Source organism: Bradyrhizobium sp. CCGUVB14 (assembly GCF_024199935.1).
In the GTDB taxonomy this organism is placed as follows: Bacteria; Pseudomonadota; Alphaproteobacteria; order Rhizobiales; family Xanthobacteraceae; genus Bradyrhizobium.
The window spans coordinates 338,789-359,642 of the sequence record NZ_JANADS010000001.1 but is presented as its reverse complement, the minus strand read 5'-3'; the positions used below and the strand labels follow the sequence as shown (position 1 = coordinate 359,642).

The window sequence follows — 20,854 nt, the reverse complement described above, 5'->3', positions numbered from 1 at the left end:
CTAATCGGAACGAATCACTCTGGGCGGACTTTCTGCGTTGCCATCGGCGTTCATTCGTTGAGACCGCGGAGTTTTGCACCGGCGCATGGCAGTCCATTGCCGCACGAAATGGCGTCTTGTCTTTTTTCGGTACAACATGGTTAAAATACTGATGCAGAAAGTCCACACGTTAACCGATAATTAACGATAGGTCTTGCCGCCGGCGCGGCGACTTGGTTTGATCACGCCCATGAGCACAACCCTGATCGAGGTCCGGCCGGCCAAAGCTGCAGATGCAACTGCGGTGGCGTCCACCCATGACGAAGCCTGGCGTTCCGCCTATCAGGGCATCATTCCCGGCGCCGAGCTGGAGAAGCTGATCAACCGCCGCGGTCCGCAATGGTGGGACAGCGCGATCCGCAAGGGCAGCCGCGTCAGCGTGCTGGTGTTCGGCGACAAGATCGCAGGCTACGCCAACTACGGTCGCAACCGCGCCCGCAGCCTGCATTTCGACGGCGAGATCTACGAGCTCTACCTGCGTCCGGAATTCCAGGGCCTCGGCTTCGGCCGCCGCCTGTTCACCGCCGCGCGCCGCGACCTCATGCAGAGCAATCTGAAGAGCATGGTGGTGTGGGCGCTCTCGGACAACGATCCCGCGACCGAGTTCTACCGGGCGCTGGGTGGCCGCATGGTGGCGCGCTCCTCGGAGCGGTTCGGGCCGAAGTCGCTCGACAAGGTTGCCTTCGCTTGGACCAATTGAGCTGCTGAAAGCTTAATCGGCAGCGCTACCCATCCGTCGATACCGTCCGCCAGCTGCGCCGGTGATCGCTGGATTCATTATTTCACAAAAACACGATGGATCAGCGGGCCAAGCCCGCGTATGACAGCGCCGAAAATCGCTGCCGGGCGAGATTTAACTTCGGCAAATAACGGAGCCTTTCTAATGCGTATCGATGCGGTCTCGATCGGAAAAAACGTCCCCGAGGACGTCAATGTCATCATCGAAGTCCCCGTGGGCGGCGAGCCGATCAAATACGAGATGGACAAGGAAGCCGGCACGCTCGTCGTCGACCGCTTCCTCTACACGCCGATGCGCTACCCCGGCAATTACGGCTTCATCCCGCACACGCTGTCGGATGACGGCGATCCCTGCGACGTGCTGATCATCAACACCCGCGCCATCATTCCCGGCGCCGTCATGAGCGTGCGCCCGGTCGGCGTGCTGTTCATGGAAGACGAGGCCGGCGGCGACGAGAAGATTCTGGCGGTGCCGTCGTCGAAGCTGACGCAGCGCTACGACAAGGTGAAGTCGTATTCCGACCTGCCCGACATCACGCTGCAGCAGATCCAGCACTTCTTCGAGCACTACAAGGATCTCGAGAAGGGCAAGTGGGTGAAGATCACGCGCTGGGGCGGCCCCGAGGAAGCCCAGAAGCTGATCCTCGAAGGCATCGAGCGCGAGAAGAAAAAGAAGGCGTAAGCCTTGCTCCCTCGCCCCGCTCGCGGGGCGAGGTGCTACACCGCCGGCTTCGGCAGGCCCGCGATCGCACAAGCCGCGCGCAGCGTATTGACGAGCAGGCAGGCGACCGTCATCTGGCCGACGCCGCCCGGCACCGGCGTCACCGCACCGGCCACGCCCAGCGCTTCCTGATAGGCGACATCGCCGACGAGGCGGGTCTTGCCGTCGTCCTTGGGAATCCGGTTGATGCCGATATCGATCACGGTCGCACCCGGCTTGAGCCAGTCGCCGCGCACCATCTCGGGCCTGCCGACAGCCGCGTAGACGAGGTCGGCCTGCTTGACGATCCCGGGCAGGTCGCGTGAGCGCGAATGTGCGATCGTCACCGTCGCATTCTCGTTCAGCAGCAATTGCACCAGCGGGCGACCGACCAGATTGGAGCGGCCGATCACGACGGCATTCATGCCTTCGAGAGACGGGTGCACGCTCTTGGTCAGGATGATGCAACCGAGCGGCGTGCAGGGCGACAGCGCCTCGAAGCCTCCGGCCAACCGCCCGGCATTGTTCGGATGCAGGCCATCGACATCCTTGGCGGGATCGATGGCGTTGATCACGGCCTCGGTGTTCAGCCCCTTGGGCAGCGGCAGTTGCACGAGGATGCCGTGCACGGCGGGATCGCGGTTGAGCTTTGCGACCACCGCCAGCAGATCGGCCTGCGAGACGTCGGCCGGCAGCCTGTGCTCGAACGAGGCCATGCCGGCGGCTTGCGTCTGCGTATGCTTGGAGCGGACATAGACTTCACTGGCGGGGTCGTTGCCGACCAGAACCACCGCGAGGCCCGGCACCAGATCGTGCTCGCGCTTGACGCGGGCGACTTCGTCCGCGACGCGGGCGCGAAGGTCTGCCGCGATGACCTTTCCATCGATGATCTTGGCCGTCATGTCAGTTCCCTTGGTCTGTCGATTTGACGGAAGCGAGCTCGTGCAACACCTCGGTAAGCCGTGCCGGATCACCCGCGACCGCGATTTGCTTCAGCCGCGACGTCGCCCCCGACAAGAGACTGACGCTGGCCTTGGGCACGCCAAGCGATTTCGCCAGCAGCACCAGAACCGCGCGATTGGCCTCGCCGCCATCGGCGATGGCCCGCACCCGCACCTTTAACACGCTGCGGCCGTCGGAGAGCTGCTCGATCCCGTCGATGCCGTCACGCCCGCCACGCGGCGTCACGCGCAATGCGATGCTGACGCCCGTGGTGGAGGTACGCCAAGGAACCATCAAAGGAACCATCAAGGGACCATCGAGGCTCCGCCACGGTTCCGCCGGGCTACGGCACGTTCGGATAGACGTACTCGGCGAGATAGAGCTGGATCAGCCAGAGCACGAAGAAGGCGACGATCGGAGACAGATCGAGCCCACCCATCGCGGGCAGCCTGCGCCGAATCGGACCCAAGACCGGCTCGGTAATCCGATAGAGAAACTCCCACACGGCACCGACGAACTGGTTGCGCGTGTTGACGACGTTGAACGCGATCAACCAGGACAGGATTGCCGATGCGATCAGCAGGTAGATGTAGAGATTGATGATCTGGATCAGAATGAAGACTATCGGGCGCATCAGCGAAACACTCTCTGGGCCTGTGTCGTTGGTCGGCGTTTGGGGTGGTGTTTAGGTTATCTTGGCTAGATATCGGTTCCCCCCGGCCCAAACAAGGGAAGTCGGTGCCCGGATGGCTAAAACCGGGTTACACCCGTCCTTGACTTGACCTTGGCGGGGACTTAAATGGCGCCCGGTTGTCGGCCGCGTTTACCAGAGCGGCCAGCAAAGGGGCCATAGCTCAGCTGGGAGAGCGCGTCGTTCGCAATGACGAGGTCGGCGGTTCGATCCCGCCTGGCTCCACCAGCCTTCGCTCGCTTCGCGAGCTACGGCTCGGCAAGCCAGCTTGGCTGCTTCGTAGCGAAGTGAGCGAAGGCTGCCGCGCCGAAGCCCGCAGGGCGAAGGCGGGCTCTATCGACAGCTCCTCTCCCCCTACTTCCCCGTAAACCTTGGCGGCCGCTTCTCCATGAAGCTCGCGACGCCCTCCCGAAAATCGCTCCCGTTCAGCGCCACCATCATCTCCCTGTTGGCCTCGATGGTTGCCTCGGCCAGGGTCTGGAACGGCACCTCGTAGAGCTGCCGCTTGATCACGGCCATCGCACTCGGCGAAACCATGTCGGCGAGGTCGCGGGCATAGGCGTAAGTCTCCTCGCGCAGCTTTTCGGGCGAGCAGAGCCGGTTGACCATCCCGATTCGCAGTGCCTCTTCGCTCGGAACACGGCGCGCCGAGAGCAGCAGATCCATCGCATTGGCGTGACCAACGATGCGCGGCAGCATCCAGCTGATGCCGTGCTCGGCAATCAGGCCGCGCCGCGCGAAGGCCGTCGTAAACACGGTGTTGTCGGCGGCAAAACGCAGATCGCAATAGAGTGCGTGGACAAGACCGATGCCGGCGGTGGCGCCGTTGAGCATGGCGATGACCGGCTTGCCGATCGACGGATAGAAGCCATAGCGCGTTTGCCAATCCGGCCGACGGTTCATGTCGAACGGCGGCAGGTTCGAGGCGCGCTTGACGTCGTTGGGATCGAGCCCCTTCAGCGCGTCCATGTCGGCGCCGGCGCAAAAGGCGCGGCCCGCACCTGTCAGCACGATGACGCGGACATTGTCATCGGCGCTCGCGGTTTCCATCGCGTGGCGTACGTCGCGCTCCATCACCGGCGTCCACGCATTCATGCGATCGGGGCGATTGAGCGTGATGGTCGCGATCCGGTCGCTCACCTCGTAGAGAATATGCTCATAGGCCATCGCGCTCTCCCTTTTTGCCGGCACGCGTTCTCGCGCGCTCGTTGGCAGCGAGCCTAACATATCAAGGGATGAGGCAAGGACTTGCGCCAAGGACTTATGCCAAGGATCTGCGCAATAGCGCGATCTACTCGGCGGCTTGCGCCAGCACTGGGCGGCGCACCAGCCAGCTGTCGATGAAGCGATCGAGCCAGGCGCGTTCCGCGGCGTCATGGACTGCGCGATCGGCAAAATGATGATGCCGTTCGCGCGCGCCGGGCGCGCTGAGACCGTCATAGCCGCGCGTGGTCCAGCAATGCATCATCGCGTAGGTCACGTCGGGATGAAACTGCACGCCGAAGGCATTGCCGGTGCGGAACGCCTGGATCGGAAAATCATCGCCTTCCGCCAGCAATTCGGCACCGCGCGGCAACTGAAATCCTTCGCGATGCCAGTGATACACCTGCGCCGGCCAGTCCGGGCAGAGCGCGCGGCCGGCCGCGGTCGGGCGGATCGGATAGTAGCCGATCTGGGTCAGCGCCTGCGCATGCGGCGCGACGCGCGCGCCGAGCTGCATCGCCAGCATCTGCGCGCCCAGGCAGATGCCGAGGAACGGCCGCTGTTCGCGAAGTGGAATTTCGATCCAGTCGATCTCGCGGCGAACGTAGTCGTCGGGATCATTGGCGCTCATCGGGCCGCCGAAGACCACCGCGCCGGCATGCCGGTCGAGCGTGTCGGGCAGGGGATCGCCGAAGCGTGGCCGGCGAATATCGAGGCGATGGCCGAGCGCGCGCAGCGCATTGCCGACGCGGCCGGGTGTCGAGGATTCCTGATGCAGGACGATCAGAACCGGCAGGAGGGGTTCGGAGGCGGCCGCGCTCGGCGTCCTTCCGGGGAAGGGCACCACTTCTGCGCCACCAAACCTGTCCGTCCGAAACGACATGGCCTCTGCGAGTGCTATCGGTTCAAGCCGCCAGCATAGCTAAGCGACGGTTAACATCGTGTGAGTTTGCGCACACGCGCACCGATATTGAAGCAAGCTCCGGGCCACTACGGGGCTTGCAGAGCGTTTTCGAGCGAAGTGGGCACCGGTTCGCGTGAAGAAAACGTGTCAATACACGAATCTAATGCCTCTGCCGCTGAAACCGGCTGGTGGCGGACAGGATGAAGCCGCGCGGGAAGAAGCGCAGCGCGAACGGTACGATCTTGATACCGAGACCGGGCAGCACTGCCCGTTTGTTCGCCATCAGGCCACGATAGGCCTGCTGTGCGACATCGGCGGCCGGGACATTGAGAATCGCCGTATCGTGGCCGGCGCCAACGCCGGCGCGCCCCTGGAATTCGGTCTGCACCGGTCCCGGGCACAGCACGGTGACGCGAACGCCGCGCGGCGCGAGCTCCGCCCGCAACGCCTCGGTGAGCGAAATCACATAGGCCTTGGACGCGTAATAGACCGCCATGCCGGGTCCCGGCAGGAAGCCCGCGACGGAGCCGACATTGAGCAGGCCGCCCTTGTTCCTGATGAGCTGGTCGGCAAAGCGCAGCGACAGGTCGGTCAGCGCGCGGACGTTGACGTCGACAATGCCGACCTGCTCGTCGCGGTCGCGCTCGATGGCGTCACCGAACACGCCGAATCCGGCATTGTTGACGAGATTGTCGAGCTCGACCTCTTCGGCAGCGAGTGCGGCGGCGATCCTTTCGCCGGCATCGGCCTGCTGCAGATCGCAGGCGATCACGATCGGCTTCTTGCCGCACTTGGAGGTGAGCTCGTTTGCGAGCGCCTCAAGCCGGTCGGCACGTCGCGCCGTCAGCGCGAGCCGGTGTCCGTTCGCGGCAAACACACGCGCCAGCTCCGTGCCGATGCCTGCCGAGGCACCGGTGATCAACGTTACCCGCTCAGTCACGATCGCAGTCTCTTGAATTGAAGTTTTTTGGCCCCGTAATGGCGGAACTGGAGCATAGGCCACACGCGACAGGCAAGCGGCGCCGGCGGCATGGCGGCCTGAGCGGGCAACAGGGAGCGGCAAAAACGGCGGATTTACAGGGGATTCCGGAACCGGGAGGTCCGGCGGTCACATTAAAGTTTCGTCATGTGGTCCATACAACCAGGAATCATGCCGCGCTGCCGATCGTTCAGCCGCCGACGGCGTTGTCTTTGACCTGACCGCCGGCGCGCTCCGCGACGGCATGCTTCAGATCGATCCGGTCGCGCTGGGAGATCCCGAGCAGGTCGGAGGCACGCCAGACGACGTTGTCCTCGAACTCGGTGACCTGGCCGTCGGCATAGACCAGCTCCCACATCATCTGGACGATGCGCTTGCGACCCTCTTCGTCGAGCGAGCGCATGATCACGCTGGTAAAGTGATAGAGATCGACAGCCTCGCCCTCGACCTGGGTCGCATCCGCAATCAGCCGGTCAGCCGTGCCCCGATCGAGCTTGAAATGGCTTTCGATCAGATTGTGCAGCTTGCTCTGCTCGGCCTGCGTCGGCTGGCCGTCGAGCGAAACCACGTGGACCAGCAGCGCGGTGGCCGCCAGCCGATAATCGCTGTCGCCGAAGGCGCGGTCCTGGGCGTGAGGTGCAACAATGTCGGCGATGAACTGGCGCAGGCCGTCGAGCATAAGATCCTACCGAAATCGATGACGCGGCGAGGCCGCTACCAGCCTTATATGAGCGGAAACCCAACCGGCGCAACGTGCGTCAGTGCCGCGCACTGATTACGTTTCGGCAATCTGGATGACGGTATTCCGGCGAAGGCCGGGATCCATAACCACAGGCCACTGTGTGGCGAAGGCTCTGGCAACGACCATCCTGCCCATTTCAGAAATCACGCGGTATGGGTCCCGGCCTTCGCCGGGACGACCAACTACGGTATCTCGTACACCACCATCTTGTCGGCGATGCCGCGCAGCGCCGCCTGCTTCTGGATCGGCTTGATGGCGCGCTGCTGCAGAACCTCGGCGACCGCCGGCGCATCCAGCACCGGACCGGTGATATGGATCTCCTGCGCGGTCGACAGGCTCTGCACACGCGCGGCGATGTTGACGGTCTGGCCGAAATAATCCTGCCGCTCGTTGAGCATCACCGCGAGGCACGGGCCTTCATGGATGCCGATCTTGACGATGAGATCATCGGTGCCGCGCTGTTTGTTGAGCTCATCCATCGCCGCCCGCATCCGCAGGCCCGCGACGATGGCATGCTCGGGACGGACGAAGGTGGCCATCACGGCATCGCCGATCGTCTTCACCACCGCACCCTTCTCGGACGAGATGATCTCGAGCAGCGCGTGGAAATGCGCACGCACGAGATCGAAGGCGGCGAGATCGCCGACGCGTTCGTAGAGCGCGGTCGAGCCCTTCAGGTCCGTGAACAGGAAGGTCAGCGAGGTGATCTGGAGCCGCTGGTCGAGACTGAGATTGTCAGCCTTGAAGACATCGCGAAACGTCTGGTTCGACAGCATGCGCTTGGCGGTGAGGAACGGCTTGCGCTGCCCGATCAGATGATGGAGCGCCTCGGCCGCGATGAACACCGACGGCAGCACGCGCACGCCGGCCTGGTTCTCCAGCGACAGCCGCAGCGGCCCCGGCCGCATCGTCGTGGTTCCCGTCGGCGCCTGCACCTTGTTGTACATAATCGAGAGCTGCTGGCGGTCCTTGGTCGGCTCGCCCTGGACGTCGATGAACTGGGCGGCGTGGGTCACCGGCTCGAAGATGATGATGAAGTCGTTCGGGAGTTGCAGCGACATCGTCGCCTTCTCGCCGGCCGGCAGCTCCATCGTATCCAGCGTCACCTCGTTGGCCAGTGTCGCAAACGATTCCTTGTTGAAGTCGACACCGGAGCTCCAGAACACCTGCTTGAAATACTCCCACACCGGAAGGGTATCGGGATCGTGCGCGGCGATCCGCCGGACGCGCGGATTCACGGTGAAGGAGACTTCGACCTGATCGTCGACCGAGGCCTTGTAGCCGCAGGCGCAGAGCGCGCAGTGATAATCGTCCGGCTTGAGCGCCTTCAGCGTCGTATGGGCGCCAAGCACGCCGCCGCAGCCGGGGCACAGCACGTTCCAGCCGAGATCGAACAACCCGAGCCGCGCCGAATGCAGGAAGGTGGAGATCGCGTGCTCTTCATCGACGCCGTGCTGCGTGGCGAAGTCGAGCACATTGACGCGGTTGAGCTCGTGATCCTCACCATCCTTGATGAGGCGCGCAATCGCATCGACCACCTTTGCGTCGGCGGTCTGCTTCAGAACGGATAGCTGGGCCTGGATGTCGCTCATGACGCAACTCTATTTGGGGTGGATCACGCCGAGGGCCAGAACCTGTCACCGGCGCGTGATGCGGAACAGGGGTGAGTGGTCAGGTTGGGTCGTCACGACGCCACACGGAATGACCGGTGTCGCATCCGCCAGTTCGACGCGGAACGCGCCGATCAGCCGGGCCAGCGCCAGCACGGACTCGGCTTGCGCGAAGGGCGCGCCGATGCAGACGCGCGGACCCGCGCCGAACGGCAGATAGGCGAAGCGATCGGGCGCCTCTTTCGTCATGAACCGTTTGGGAATGAACGCGTTGGGCTGATCCCACAGCTTCTCGTGCCGGTGCAGCAGCCATGGCGCGATCATGATGATGTCGCCCTTGCTGACCCCGGCGCCGGCCACAACGTCTTTGTCGCGCGCGGCGCGGGCGACAAGGAACGCCGGCGGATAGAGCCGCATGGTCTCGTCGACCACGGCGCGGGTGAATTTTTGCCGGTCGATATCGGCCATGCTGTCGAGATGCTCGCCGCGGGTCTCGGAGGCGACCTCCTCCTGCGTATCCGGATCGAGCGCCAGCAGATAGAGCGCCCAGAACAACGCGGTCGCGGTCGTCTCATGACCCGCCAGGATCATGGTCGCGACCTCGTCGACGAGTTGCGCATCGGAAAAGCCCTTGCCCGTTTCAGGGTCGCGCGCCTCGTCCATGAGATCGAACAGATCGCGTGGCGGCGCGCCATCCTGCTTGCCTGCCGCGCGCCGCTCGGCGATCAGCATCGCGACGAATTCGGTCCAGCGCGTGCGGAAACGGGCGCGAGCCCGATCCATCGGCGTCGGCCAGGAGACCGGCAGCACCATGTCGAGGAAGTAGGCCCGCCCGAGCCGCTCGGCATATTCCATGACGAAGTTGCGCAAGGTCGGACCGTGCCGGTCCATGCCGAACGAAAACATCGTGCGTCCGGCAATCTCCAGCGTCATGCGCTGCATGACCTCGCGCAGATCAATCGGCTCATTGGTACGAACATCCAGCTTCGCGATGGTCTCGTCGAGCACCGCCGTCATGTGCGGGACGAGATTGGCGGTGGCGCGCGGCGTGAACGCCGGCGACAGCGTGCGCCGCTGAAATGTCCAGGCGTGGCCTTCGGCGAGCAGGAGACCCTCGCCGAGCACCGGACGCAGCATGCGGATGCCGGCCGGCGTTCGCGTGTAGTTCTGGTAGTTGCTCAGTAGAACGTGCCGGATCGCATCCGGCTGGTTCAGGATGAAGCTCTTGTGCAGGAAGAAGCGGCCCTGGATGATCTCTTCCTCATAGGCGCGCTGCCCCCAGGTCGCGATCATGTTCTGCCGGATCACCGCCAGCCGGCCGAAGAACGACAGATTGTCCGGCGCGCGCGGCGGGGTCGGGGGGATGATGGGCCGACGCACGCTGGCGATGTTCATGGCTCTCTCCCGCAGATATGACGCAGGCAATTAGCTAATAAGTCATCTCGGCAACCGCAATCCTGTTCTCGGCGGCCGGCCAGGCGCGCGCCACAATTCGTTCTTCGTTGAACTGGGCCACGATGTTACGCCGGCCATCGCTGGCCGGAAGGCGCAAGGTCGCTGTCGCATCCGTGGGCACGCCCGGATGGACGTCGGCGGGCTCCTTGCCGTCGAACAGGACGGTATCGCGCGGCAGGCCGAAATAGCCGCGCGGGCGCGACATGATCACGACCGCTCCGGCATCCTTGTCCGCGGGAAGGAACGGGCGCGCGGCGCGCAAATGCACGACGTCGGAAGAGCGCGGAAACGGCGAACGGTAGAAGTGCGTGATCGGGGCGTCCGGCGAAGTCAGGACGATCTCGAGCGGCGACGTGGAATCGACCGAGGCAACCCCCCAGCGGCCGTTGGCGCCCGTCGTCGAGCGATGCACCACGCCCCTGCGCTCGCCGCTCTCGCGGTCGACATAGTTGACCTCCACCACCGCCCCGGCGACCGGGCGATTGGTCGGCACGCCGTCCACCGCGCCCGTGACCAGTCCGCTGAGCTGGACGGTGTGCTCCGGCGTGATCGCGATGCGTGCAGGCTCACGGCCGGCGATGAACTTGTAGATCTCGCGGAAGGCGCGCGGGTGATACGCCGTCTCGCGATGGTCGATCGTGCCGAGCACGAGATTGGTCGCGCCCTTCAGCTCCGGTCCCTCGGCGGTGACATTGGTCGGCACGCCCGGCTTGCCCATGAAGCGGCCATCGGCTTGCGCATATTTGTCCATGCCGTCGCTGCGCAGGGTGAGGAAAGCCGTGCCCGGCGTCACCTCGCTGTCGCCGCCGTTCAGGCCGCTCAGGAAGGGGCCGCGTCCGTTGAACTCGTTGCCGAGGAGATCATCGAGCGCAAACACGCCGTGATTGGGCGTGCCGCACAGGACCGCGTGGCTGACATCGCCACCGCCGCCGTTCTTGATGACATTGCGGATGGAATTGCCGCCACGCGAATTGCCGACCAGCGCCACACGCGCCGCGCCGGTGCGGCGCTTCAGCTCGGCGATGGCGGCCGCCAGCTCACGGCGCTGATCCTCGGTGGAGGAGCGGTTGGCCTGCTCGACCGTATCGTCGGCGCGCGCGGTGGGATTGGTGAAATTGATCGCCATCATCCGGTCGCGCGCGATGCCGTTGGATTCCATCCGCCACAGCGTCGTCATCCACAGCGCATCGTAGTCGCCATTGCCGTGAACGAACAGGATCGGCGGCACCTCAGGGTTGCTGCCGGGATCTTTGGCCGCGGACGATGTTTGCGCCAGCGCATCGCTGCGAAAGTTCGCAACCGCGAAAGCCAGGCCACCTGCACCCTGCAGGATCGTCCGTCGTGACAGCATCATCTTCTCCTCCCCGGCAAAACCCGTCTTTGCACTGCTTATAGCGGCCTAACCACTGGACAGCGAAGGACTTTCGCAGGCATCACTGACGACGCCGGAATCATCGAAGCCATTTCTGCCAGACGACTTGGAAGAGGATATGACCGAGCAGACGAACCGCCAGAGACAGTCCGCCGACGGCATCACCGCACCCCTGCGGTACACGATATTCCGGCGCATCTGGCTCGCGAGCCTGCTCTCCAATCTCGGCCTCCTGATCCAGGGCGTGGGCGCGGCCTGGGCGATGACGCAGATGGCGGCTTCCGCCGACAAGGTGGCGCTGGTGCAGACCGCCCTGATGCTCCCGATCATGCTGATCTCGATGCCGGCCGGCGCCATCGCCGACATGTATGACCGCCGCATCGTGACGCTGGTCTCGCTCATGATCGCGCTGACCGGCGCATCCGCCCTCACCATCCTGGCCGGGCTCAAGCTCATCACCCCGGAAGCGCTGCTGGCCTTCTGCTTCGTCGTCGGCAGCGGCAATGCGCTGTTCGGACCGGCCTGGCAGTCCTCGGTCAGCGAGCAGGTGCCGCCCGAGGCCCTGCCGTCGGCGGTCGCGCTGAACGGCATCAGCTACAACATCGCGCGCAGCTTCGGTCCTGCAGTGGGCGGCGTCATCGTCGCCTCGCTCGGCGCGGTTGCGGCGTTTGCCTGCAATGCGATCCTCTATCTGCCGCTCCTGGTGGTGCTGCTGCTCTGGCGGCGCGTGGTCGAGCCCTCGCGACTGCCGCGGGAGAAGCTCAATCGCGCGATGGTGTCGGGCTTCCGCTACATCACCAACTCGCCGCCGATCAAGATCGTGCTGCTGCGCACGCTGGTGATGGGCCTGATCGGCGGAGCCATCATGGCGCTGATGCCGCTGGTGGCCCGCGACCTCCTGCATGGCGGCGCGCAGACCTACGGCATCATGCTCGGCGCCTTCGGCATGGGCGCGGTGGTCGGCGCGCTCAACATCCACGAATTGCGCAAGCGCATGAGCGGCGAGGCGGCGATCCGCGCCTGCACGATCTCGATGGCGTTCGCGATGGCGGCGATTGCCTTGAGCAGCGAGCCCGTGCTGACCGCGGCCGCGCTGGTGCTGGCCGGCGCGGTCTGGATGGCCGCGGTGGCGCTGTTCAACATCGGCGTGCAGCTTTCGGCGCCGCGCTGGGTCGCGGGACGCTCGCTTGCCGCGTTCCAGGCCTCGATCTCCGGCGGTATCGCAATCGGCGCGTGGGGCTGGGGTCGTCTCACCGACTATGCCGGCGTCGAGGTCGCGCTGCTGACCGCGGCGGGCCTGATGCTGGTCTCGCCCTTGCTCGGCGTCTGGCTGACGATGCCTCGCGTCGGCGCCCGCAACGAAGACGCGGATGTGCTGGCCGATCCCGAGGTCAAGCTGTCACTGACCGGGCGCAGCGGACCGCTGGTGGTGGAGATCGAATATCGCATCGCGCAGGAGAATGCCCGCGGCTTCCACAACGTGATGCAGGACGTGCAGCTGTCGCGGCAGCGCAACGGCGCCTATGGCTGGTCGATCGCGCGCGACATCGCCGATCCGGAATTGTGGACCGAGCGTTATCACTGCCCGACCTGGTTCGATTATCTGCGCCAGCGCAACCGTTCGACCCAGTCCGAACGCGCGCTGCATCAGCAAGCGATCGATTTCCACATCGGTCCCGATCCGGTGCGGATCCGCCGCATGCTGGAGCGGCCGTTCGGTTCGGTGCGCTGGAAGGAAGAAACGCCGGACCGCGCCAGTGCGGAGGTGCTGCCGGTGGTCGCGACCGCGGCAGGAAGCAGCACGTAGGCCTTACTGCCCGTGGTCCGTCAGCACCTTGTCGCAGGCCTTGCTCAGCTTGGTGCGGTTCTGCTTCAGGCAGGCGAGCACGGCGCTATCGCCATTGTTCATCACGGCGCGGCAATGACGCGTGACGTCGCGCGCGCAGGCATCGTGGCCGGGCTGCTGCTGTGCTGAGGCGCCGGATGCGCACAGAACCAAAGAAACAATGAAAAGAAATCTGGTCATCGCGTAATGCCTCGTAGCCGGTAGATATGCGGGCGAAGCTAGTGCGACGATCCCCTAGCCGCAACGGCTTTATTGGCAGGCTGACGGTGCAGGCTGATTGGCGCCGCCGCGTGGCCCCGGCTTGACGCCGGGGCGCATCGCGAGGGGAGCTGACTAACGCAACGACGCGATCGTTGCGCGCTTACTGACCGTCCTGGGCGTCAGCGACCTTGCGTGAGGCGCCTTTGGCGAGGTCCTTGTCCATCACCGCGCGGCAACCGGAGCTCAGATCGGAGCGATGCTTCATCATGCATGCGGTGATCTTCGGGATGTTGGGGATCTCCGACGAGCACAGGCGGAAGGCATCGCCGGTGCACATCTGCTGCGCTTCGGCCGAGAAGGCGAAGCTCGAGGTGGTCGAGATGATCGAGACGATGGCGGCAAAGCCCAGAGCCAGGCTGGTGTCGCGGATCTTGGCGGTAAACGACGTCGTCATTTGAAGCTCCCATTGGCACCGCGGGACGCGGGCCCGTTGTTGATGGGAATGACCATGCTCCCGGAAAATCCTTTCCACTGTGATGACCGTCACGGGCGGCCTGCCCTCCGTGAGGTCGGTCACTTTGGCGCACCTGCCTGAAATTCCTCCGCAACCGCTGTCGTGTTGGTGTCACGTTAACTGTTCCTTCGCATTAATGACCGGGCGCGCGGGAAATTCCGCCGGTTTGGTTGCGTATTTGGAAAGAGTAACGATGCGTAATGCGTTGGGCCTGATGCTGGCCAGTGTCCTTGCGGCGGTCGTGATCGCCGGGGGTTGGTATTTTTATTCCTCTCGCGCCGACCAGGGCGCTCCCAAGACAACAGCTGCCCGTGCCGCCGATCCGCTCCCGGCACAGGCCAAGCTTGCCGCCAAGGATGACGTCGAGACCACGGCGGCGCTCGCGGGCAAGCCCGCCGCTCCTGCCGCAGCGTCCGCACCTGCGCCGGCACCGGCCGTGGCGCCGGTTCAGCAGACGACGACCTGCACCAATCCGAATGCCTTGGGCGTCGCGCGCGTGGTCGAGATCGACACGACCGGCGGTCCGGGCTTCGGCTTCGAGCAGTACAAGCAGTTCGATTTCCTGGCCGACAAGGAGGTCGTGCTGACCTTCGACGACAGTCCCTGGCCGCACAACACGCCGGCCGTGCTGAAGGCCCTGGCCGATGAATGCACCAAGGGCCTGTTCTTCTCGGTCGGCAAGCACGCCACCTGGCATCCGGAGATCCTGCGCCAGGTTCTGGCCCAGGGCCACACGGTGGGCACGCATACCTGGTCGCACCTCAATCTCAACGGCAAGAAGATGACGGAGCAGCAGGCCAAGGACGAGATCGAGAAGGGCTTCAGCGCGGTGAAATGGGCGCTCGGCACCAACCCGTCGCCGTTCTTCCGCTTCCCGCAGCTTCAGCAGAATCCGGCGCTGGTGAGCTATCTCGGCAGCCGCAACGTCGGGATTTTCTCGACCGACCTCGACTCCTTCGACTTCCGCAAGGAGAGCACGCCGGACAAGATCATCAGCAACGTGATGACCAAGCTCGACAAGCTCGGCAAGGGCATCATCCTGATGCACGACTTCCAGAAGCGCACCGGCGAAGCGCTGCCGACGCTGCTCGCGCGCCTCAAGGCCGGTGGCTACAAGGTCGTGCAGATCAAGGCGAAGACGACGTTCGACTCGCTGCCCGAGTATGACGAAGCCGTGCTCAAGGAATTGAAGGTGCCGGCGACCAATGCGACGAACGCGCGCCCGGTGTCGAGCGTGGTGCAGACGGTCTCGCAGCGCTAGGCGCGTCGGGTCTCAATAAGCATGATGGCCGGGCTCAGCCCGGCCATTTTATTTCGAGAGCTTCACGCCGATTACCAATAGATGCCGTGGCGATGCAGCTCGGCGATGATGCGCCCTTCGGTCCACCGCTTGTGCCGGGGCTTTTCGGCCTTCGCCGTCGTCTTCGCCTTCGGTGCAGGGTTGCTGGTCGTGACCGGCGCCGAGGCCGTCGTCGTGGTCGCGGCGGGAGCCGGCGCCACGGCGGGTTCGGCCGCCGGGATCGCCGGCGGGCGGTCGACATATTTCGGCGCTTCGACCGCCGGGGCGACTTCGCTGATTTGCGTGGTCGTGGTGGCTTGTGGCGCGGCTGTGACCGCAGACAGCGACAGGCTGCGGTCACCTGCCTGAGCCGATGCAGAGACCAGAACCATGGCGGCAACCAGAATGATCTTGCGCATGTGACATCTCCCCGTGTTTGCGTGACCGGGACAGTACGGGAGGCCTGCGCGAGGTTATGTGATGGAAATCACGCTGGCCGACCTGCGCCTTAAGCCGAGCTCAGCATCCGCGTCGATGGGGCTGTCGGCCGCGAGGCGCAGCAGAATTACTTCGAATGAAAAATTGCGACGAGCGTGGCAGTGGCAAAGCCTGCAGCCAGAGCCGCCCATTCTTTTTGGGTCACCGCCATCACGCCGAATGCGCTGGCGCAGCCGAGGATGCTTGGAAAACCGCCCTCGAGGCAGGCCGCCGCGACGAAAGCGACGAAAAGGTTGCCCGGCGCCAGTCGGAAGAATGTCACGAGCGTCCTGTCTTCGCGCATCAGCCCGGCGGCGAGAAACCCACCTGACCGCATGACGTAACTGACGAGGCCGAGCACGCCGATTGCCGCAAGAGTTCGCCAATCAAGCATGATCCCCCCGCAACATGCTGAATCCTGTTCCGACCGCGCCACCGATGAGCATGGCCCAGTTCGGCGCCATGAAGCGACTGACGAGGACTGCGGTGATGGCAGCCAAAAGCCAGGGAAGTATAGAGCGCTTGCCACGCCACTGGCTTGGAAGCAGCGTGGCGATGAAAGCGGCTGGCAACAGCGCGGCGGCAATCGCGAGTGGACCGTCAGGTTGCAGAGGCAAGCCGTAGCCTAAAGCTGTTCCGCCCACCCAACCGATTGCCATCGGTGCGCTCGCGCCCAGGAGATAGCCAGCATCGGCATCATTGCGTTCCGCGTCGGCGGTCGTCATCAGCCATGACGCATCCGCCAAGAAGAACAGGATCGGAAGCGTGATACGCTTGCGAAGCCTGCCGAAGAGTTGATGGAGGTGGGCCCCCATGACCAGATAGCGTGCGTTGGTCGCCACGCACGCGATGACCATGGGTATGATTGGTGGGGCCGCAGCCCACATTCCGAGCGTGACGGCCTGCGCTGTGGCGGAGTAGACAACGACGCTGAACAGCACCGCAGGAACAAAGCCAAGTCCAACACCGCGATAGGCGACACCCATGACCACGCCCGCGAGACCGTTGCTGAGAAGGAACGGCAACGCCTTGACGAAACCACGCTTGAACCCGGCGCGCGAGCAGCGTGCCGTTGCCGCAGGGATGGCTTCGTTTATAATGGCCATGGGCATTAGATAAGCCACGACCGCAGCAGCCATGTCAAGGGATCCCCTCCGAGCAGCAACGCAGTTTTTTGGCGGGCGCGTTTGCCTGGATTTCGGGAACACGCTTGACTGGCGAACATCTGACGATCCGCAGGAGCTGATACCCGATTACGCCGCGTTCCTCGGATGGTGCGCGCGTCGCGGAATCATGTCGGCGTCGGCGGTCGAGGGTTTGATTTCGGCCGACAAGCGGGAGCCATCCGCCGGGGCTGCGGCATTGGCAGAACTTGTGTCCTTGCGTCAGGATATCTGGAAGATTTGTGACGCCCTGCGCGGCAATAGGCAGCCAGACTTGGGTCTCGTGAACGAGCTTCTCTCGCAAGCGCCGCCTCAGCCGGGTCTTGTTGGCCGTGGCGGAGTGTTCTTGCACGACCTTCCGGGGCGTGATGTCCGCGAACCACTTTGGCCGTTGCTGTGGTCTTTGAGCGCCGTTCTGACGTCGACAGACGCGGGACGAATTGGTTGCTGCCAAGCGACCGGCTGTGGCTGGTTCTATGTCGATGAGAGCCCGAACCGAACCCGGCTGTGGTGTTCGAGCGAGGTGTGCGGAAATCGCGAGCGAGCGCGGCGCGCTTATACGAAACGCCGGAAGGAAAATCCTCCCAAGGCGGCTCGACCACGACAGCGCAAATGATCGATTCCTGGCGGCGCAACAAGCGCGAGCGACTGCCGATCGTCGGTGTGGAAGATGCCGCGTCGAAAAACGGAAAATGGTGCCGCAAGAGGGACTCGAACCCCCGACCCCGTCATTACGAATGACGTGCTCTACCAGCTGAGCTATTGCGGCGAACCCTGCGGGGCCCGGGCGATGCCGGCCCCGATACACGCGCCCCTGATATCGGGCATGGCCCGAATTGGCAAGAACAAGCGGCAGGCGAAATAGGCCTCACGCGCCCCAACGGGACCAGAATCCGCGCCAACCGCCGGCCTGGGCCTTCGCATGGTCCCTGGGCGTGCCGATTTGTTCCGTAAATTCATCGCTGGGGCCGTCGTCATCGATGCCGGGATCATCCGGCGCGCGGACGATCGGGATGACGGCCTGGATCGGCGCCTGTGCGGGCTTGCCGAGGTCGGCACGGGTCCGGAACACCGGGGTTGCCGCCACCGGCGATGATTCGGCGGGCTCGGGGGCCTCCGCCTTGGCCGGCTCGGCGGGTGCCACCACCGGTTCTTCCGTCGCCGCCGGGGGCGCGTTGTCCTGCGCGGCCGGAGCAGGGGCAGGGGCTGGGGCAGCGGCAGGGGCTGGGGCTGGGACCTCTGCGATCACGGCCGGTTCCACCGGCGCCTCGCTAACCACCGTCACCCGCTTCGGCGGCGGGGCGGCGAGCATGGCTTCCTCGAAGGCCGAGGACTCGATCGTGGTGCCCTTGTCGGACGGCAGGCTCGCCACCGGCGTCTGCCACTGGAAGGCGTCGAGCCGGCCGGTGACCGGGGAGACCGGACGCCAGCGGTCGCTGACATAGCCATCCGCGGTCCAGGCCGGGTCGTGACGGGCCCGCACCGCGCGCAAGGTCCAGGCACGGGCACGGCCGCCGTCACCATGCTCGGTGCGTTCGAGCTCGGCCATCAGCAGCGCCACGCGCTGGGTCGGATCGTTGACGTAAGGCGCCAGCACCTCGCGCGCACGGGCGAACTCGGTCGCATCGATCGCGGCACGCGCGATCGCAAGCTGTCCCTCGACATGCCCGGCCTTGTCGGCGGGCGTTTTCGCCGCAAGCGTCTCGACCCGCTGCAGGCGCTGCCGCGCGGCATCGCCGAGCTTCACATGCGCATAGGCATCGGCAAGGTCGGGATGCGGATTGGCGAGCCAGGCCGCCTCGACCAGCTTCATGGCGCGGCGCACCTGGTGCGCCTCGCTCTCGAATTTCGCGGCGAGCACGGCGGCCGGCACCAGGGTCGGCGCGAGCTTGACGGCTTCCATCACGCTCTCGCGCGCGACATCGCGGTCCATCGTCTCCAACTCCAGTGCGCGCGCCGTCAGCAGCACGCCGCGCTGCCGGCGATAGCCCTGCTTGTCGATCAGGCCGGCGGACAGATTCGAATCCAGGATCGCGAGCGCGCCGCTCCAGTCGCCGCGCGCACAGCGGAAGCCGAGCACCGCGTGCGAGGCCCAGGTCGAGGACGGCGACAGCTTGATCGCCTCCTCCGCGATCATCACGGCGCCGACCGCATCGTCGGCGCGCTGCGCCTCGATGAACAGGCCGCGCAGGCCGAGCAGCCGCGTATCCTCGCGCTCGGCCATGGCGCGGAAGGCGCGCTGGGCCTCGTCGCGGTTACCGTCGAGCTGGGCCGATTGCGCGTGCAGGAGAAGCGCGAGCGGATCGTTCGGCGCGTGCCGCCGCGCCGCGTCGGCGTGACGGCGAGCCAGCGCGGTGTCGCCATGACCGATCGCGAGCAGGCCGTGGGTGATGGCGTGGCGGCCACGGGCGTGACGCTTCTCGTGCCGGCGGCGGCGCATGCGCCCCGGCGTGCGCCAGATCATCGTCACGATGCTCCAGAGCAAGACGATCAGGACGGCGAATATGCCGAGGCAGAGCACGAACACCGGAATGCTCGGCGAGGCCCGGAAACCGCCCCAGGTCAGCACGACATCGCCGGGCTGATCGGCAACCCAGGCCGCGCCTGCGCCTGCGAGCGCAATCAGAACAAGGAAGAAGACGATGCGAAGCATGACTGTTCCTATACGCGCGGATTGTTGCGCGAATCTTATTGAGCGGGCTTGGCGAGACCAGCGAGAGCGTCGTCGGCGAATTTGCGGGAGGCCGCGAGCGCGGCATCGCGCGCGTCGGCCTTGTCGAGCCAGGCTTGCGCAGGCGCGCGATCGGCATCCGGCAGCGTCTTCAGCTCGCGCCGCGCTTCGACGAAATCGTTGCGCAGCGCTGCGGCCGTGATCCGCGCGACGATGGCGCCGCGGTCGTTGCCGACCCCGTCGGTGCGCTCGATACGGACGAGCTTCGACGCGCCCGCCTGAAGGCGCTCGACGATGCCGGCATTGCTGCTCGGCGTCTCCGGCGGCGGCGCCAATTTCGGCACGATGTTGAGGAGCTCGCGGGTCAGCGCGACCGGCGTCGGAATGCCCGACGCCGCAAACGCATCGAGCGACTTCAGCAGTTCGGGCTTGGCGGCGAACGACCGCGCAGCCGTGAGCTGTGCCTCATAGGGATCGTTGTGGCGGACGGCGACATCGAGCAGGGTGGCGGCGATCACGTAGCGCAACGGCCTGTCGTCCGCCGCCTTGGCGTCGGCGATCTTTTCGCCCTGCTCAGCGAGCTCGGCGCGTGCGGTGGTGCTGGCGCGCTCGAGCTGGGAGATGCGGTCGTCGAGGGCGGCGAGGCCGGACGAGGCTGCTGCATCGCGCGGCGCGGATTTCGCATCGTTCAATGCGCTCGCGGTCTTGTCGGATTGCGCGCGCAAGCCGGCGATGTCGCCGCGCAGGGTGCCGACGGATTTCTCCAGCGCGTCGAGCCGCGCGACGATGGCCGGATCGGCGGCGGGCTTGCCCGCCTTGGCTTCGACTGCGGCGACGCGACCGCTCAGCGCATCGACCGTGGCACTGGTCACTTGCGGCGCGGCCGGCGGCGCCTGCACCGCGGGCCAGCCCAATGCCCAGCCGACCGCGATCACGACCGCGGCTGCGGCGGCGCCGGAAAATGGCGCGATGATCCAGGGCGAAATGGCGCTCGATGCAACGGCAGCCTGCGCCTCGCCAGGCTCCGGCTCGGTCTTGGCTGTCTCAACCTTGGCCGTGTCGACCTTGGCCGTCTCGACTTCTGCGTCTTCGGCAGCGGTCTGCGCGGCATTTGCCTGTTCGGCCGATGGCTGCGCCTCCGGCTCAGCCGCCACATCCTGCGGCTGGGTGGAGACTTCGGTCGCCTCGAGGTCGATGGTGGGCGGGGTGCGCTTGGCACGGCCGGACTCGGGGGCGAGTCCTACGTTTTCACGCTTGCCTGCGTCTTCCGGCTTGTCGTCGGCCATCGTGACGGTTCCTCACACTTTCATACCAGAGACGAGCCCGAT

The 20,854-nt window shown here is 65.3% G+C and carries 22 protein-coding genes and 2 tRNA genes; 6 read left to right on the top strand and 18 right to left on the bottom strand.

Annotated elements, in window-relative coordinates; genetic code table 11:
- The first annotated feature begins 229 nt into the window (after positions 1-229).
- Together NLM32_RS01745 and ppa are read left to right on the top strand one after the other, a co-directional pair.
- Positions 230-739: a GNAT family N-acetyltransferase gene (locus NLM32_RS01745; RefSeq protein WP_027533231.1), complete on the top strand. Its 510-nt coding sequence runs from the start codon at positions 230-232 to the stop codon at positions 737-739.
- Positions 740-922: 183 nt separating this feature from the next.
- The gene (gene ppa / locus NLM32_RS01740; protein ID WP_254127520.1) at positions 923-1,459 is read left to right on the top strand and encodes an inorganic diphosphatase; all 537 of its coding nucleotides are present in this window, start codon (positions 923-925) and stop codon (positions 1,457-1,459) included.
- Between the two features lie 35 nt (positions 1,460-1,494).
- Here the strand turns inward: ppa and folD are convergent, their stop codons facing one another.
- Genes folD through NLM32_RS01725 form a run of 3 tightly spaced genes read right to left on the bottom strand, consistent with a single transcriptional unit; the run spans position 1,495 to position 3,053 of the window.
- Positions 1,495-2,379 carry a bifunctional methylenetetrahydrofolate dehydrogenase/methenyltetrahydrofolate cyclohydrolase FolD gene (gene folD, locus NLM32_RS01735; protein ID WP_254127518.1) on the bottom strand — a complete coding sequence of 295 codons (885 nt, stop codon included), beginning with the start codon at positions 2,377-2,379 and terminating at the stop codon, positions 1,495-1,497.
- 1 nt (position 2,380) lies between these two features.
- Positions 2,381-2,713, bottom strand: a complete 333-nt coding sequence (locus tag NLM32_RS01730; RefSeq protein ID WP_254127516.1) for a DUF167 domain-containing protein — start codon at positions 2,711-2,713, stop codon at positions 2,381-2,383.
- Positions 2,714-2,762: 49 nt separating this feature from the next.
- Positions 2,763-3,053, bottom strand: a complete 291-nt coding sequence (locus NLM32_RS01725; protein ID WP_148752825.1) for a YggT family protein — start codon at positions 3,051-3,053, stop codon at positions 2,763-2,765.
- Between the two features lie 209 nt (positions 3,054-3,262).
- On the opposite strand from NLM32_RS01725, the gene NLM32_RS01720 reads away from it, so the two are divergent.
- Positions 3,263-3,338 (top strand) — tRNA-Ala (locus tag NLM32_RS01720).
- 126 nt (positions 3,339-3,464) lie between these two features.
- Here NLM32_RS01720 and NLM32_RS01715 read toward each other — a convergent pair.
- From NLM32_RS01715 to NLM32_RS01685, 7 genes are all read right to left on the bottom strand, one after another.
- Positions 3,465-4,277, bottom strand: a complete 813-nt coding sequence (locus NLM32_RS01715; RefSeq protein WP_254127514.1) for an enoyl-CoA hydratase — start codon at positions 4,275-4,277, stop codon at positions 3,465-3,467.
- Positions 4,278-4,401: 124 nt separating this feature from the next.
- A complete protein-coding gene (locus NLM32_RS01710; protein WP_254127512.1) occupies positions 4,402-5,196 on the bottom strand; it encodes a glutamine amidotransferase in 795 nt (264 codons plus the stop codon).
- 181 nt (positions 5,197-5,377) lie between these two features.
- Entirely contained in the window at positions 5,378-6,157 is a 780-nt protein-coding gene (locus NLM32_RS01705) for an SDR family oxidoreductase (protein ID WP_254127510.1), read from the bottom strand.
- Between the two features lie 229 nt (positions 6,158-6,386).
- Positions 6,387-6,875 (bottom strand): TerB family tellurite resistance protein, encoded by a 489-nt coding sequence (locus tag NLM32_RS01700; protein ID WP_254127508.1) that lies wholly within the window; start codon positions 6,873-6,875, stop codon positions 6,387-6,389.
- A gap of 245 nt (positions 6,876-7,120) precedes the next feature.
- On the bottom strand, positions 7,121-8,530 hold the full coding sequence (locus tag NLM32_RS01695) for an adenylate/guanylate cyclase domain-containing protein (RefSeq protein WP_254127506.1): 1,410 nt from the start codon (positions 8,528-8,530) through the stop codon (positions 7,121-7,123).
- A 45-nt stretch (positions 8,531-8,575) separates the two neighbouring features.
- Positions 8,576-9,943, bottom strand: coding sequence for a cytochrome P450 (locus tag NLM32_RS01690; RefSeq protein WP_254127504.1), 1,368 nt, complete (start codon positions 9,941-9,943; stop codon positions 8,576-8,578).
- Positions 9,944-9,977: 34 nt separating this feature from the next.
- A complete protein-coding gene (locus NLM32_RS01685) occupies positions 9,978-11,357 on the bottom strand; it encodes a hydrolase (protein WP_254127502.1) in 1,380 nt (459 codons plus the stop codon).
- A gap of 136 nt (positions 11,358-11,493) precedes the next feature.
- On the opposite strand from NLM32_RS01685, the gene NLM32_RS01680 reads away from it, so the two are divergent.
- Positions 11,494-13,182, top strand: coding sequence for an MFS transporter (locus tag NLM32_RS01680; RefSeq protein ID WP_254127500.1), 1,689 nt, complete (start codon positions 11,494-11,496; stop codon positions 13,180-13,182).
- Between the two features lie 3 nt (positions 13,183-13,185).
- Here NLM32_RS01680 and NLM32_RS01675 read toward each other — a convergent pair whose 3' ends face one another.
- Both NLM32_RS01675 and NLM32_RS01670 read right to left on the bottom strand, forming a co-directional pair.
- On the bottom strand, positions 13,186-13,401 hold the full coding sequence (locus NLM32_RS01675; RefSeq protein ID WP_148775584.1) for a hypothetical protein: 216 nt from the start codon (positions 13,399-13,401) through the stop codon (positions 13,186-13,188).
- A 181-nt stretch (positions 13,402-13,582) separates the two neighbouring features.
- Positions 13,583-13,876, bottom strand: a complete 294-nt coding sequence (locus NLM32_RS01670; protein ID WP_254127498.1) for a hypothetical protein — start codon at positions 13,874-13,876, stop codon at positions 13,583-13,585.
- Between the two features lie 253 nt (positions 13,877-14,129).
- Between NLM32_RS01670 and NLM32_RS01665 the strand changes: the two genes are divergently transcribed.
- On the top strand, positions 14,130-15,197 hold the full coding sequence (locus NLM32_RS01665) for a polysaccharide deacetylase family protein (RefSeq protein ID WP_254127496.1): 1,068 nt from the start codon (positions 14,130-14,132) through the stop codon (positions 15,195-15,197).
- A 71-nt stretch (positions 15,198-15,268) separates the two neighbouring features.
- Here the strand turns inward: NLM32_RS01665 and NLM32_RS01660 are convergent, their stop codons facing one another.
- From NLM32_RS01660 to NLM32_RS01650, 3 genes are all read right to left on the bottom strand, one after another.
- Positions 15,269-15,634, bottom strand: a complete 366-nt coding sequence (locus tag NLM32_RS01660) for a hypothetical protein (RefSeq protein WP_254127494.1) — start codon at positions 15,632-15,634, stop codon at positions 15,269-15,271.
- 146 nt (positions 15,635-15,780) lie between these two features.
- Entirely contained in the window at positions 15,781-16,086 is a 306-nt protein-coding gene (locus NLM32_RS01655; RefSeq protein ID WP_375143513.1) for an AzlD domain-containing protein, read from the bottom strand.
- A complete protein-coding gene (locus NLM32_RS01650; protein ID WP_254127490.1) occupies positions 16,079-16,831 on the bottom strand; it encodes an AzlC family ABC transporter permease in 753 nt (250 codons plus the stop codon). Before NLM32_RS01650 ends, NLM32_RS01655 begins: the two co-directional genes overlap by 8 nt.
- On the opposite strand from NLM32_RS01650, the gene NLM32_RS46180 reads away from it, so the two are divergent.
- Positions 16,830-17,471 (top strand): CGNR zinc finger domain-containing protein, encoded by a 642-nt coding sequence (locus NLM32_RS46180; RefSeq protein ID WP_375143512.1) that lies wholly within the window; start codon positions 16,830-16,832, stop codon positions 17,469-17,471. The two genes, NLM32_RS01650 and NLM32_RS46180, sit on opposite strands and share 2 nt — an antisense overlap.
- Before the next feature lie 77 nt (positions 17,472-17,548).
- Here the strand turns inward: NLM32_RS46180 and NLM32_RS01645 are convergent.
- The 3 genes from NLM32_RS01645 to NLM32_RS01635 form a co-directional block, all read right to left on the bottom strand.
- A tRNA-Thr gene (locus tag NLM32_RS01645) sits at positions 17,549-17,624 on the bottom strand.
- Positions 17,625-17,723: 99 nt separating this feature from the next.
- On the bottom strand, positions 17,724-19,508 hold the full coding sequence (locus NLM32_RS01640; protein WP_254127488.1) for a heme biosynthesis protein HemY: 1,785 nt from the start codon (positions 19,506-19,508) through the stop codon (positions 17,724-17,726).
- Between the two features lie 35 nt (positions 19,509-19,543).
- The gene (locus NLM32_RS01635) at positions 19,544-20,812 is read right to left on the bottom strand and encodes a COG4223 family protein (RefSeq protein ID WP_254127486.1); all 1,269 of its coding nucleotides are present in this window, start codon (positions 20,810-20,812) and stop codon (positions 19,544-19,546) included.
- Positions 20,813-20,854: the final 42 nt, after the last annotated feature.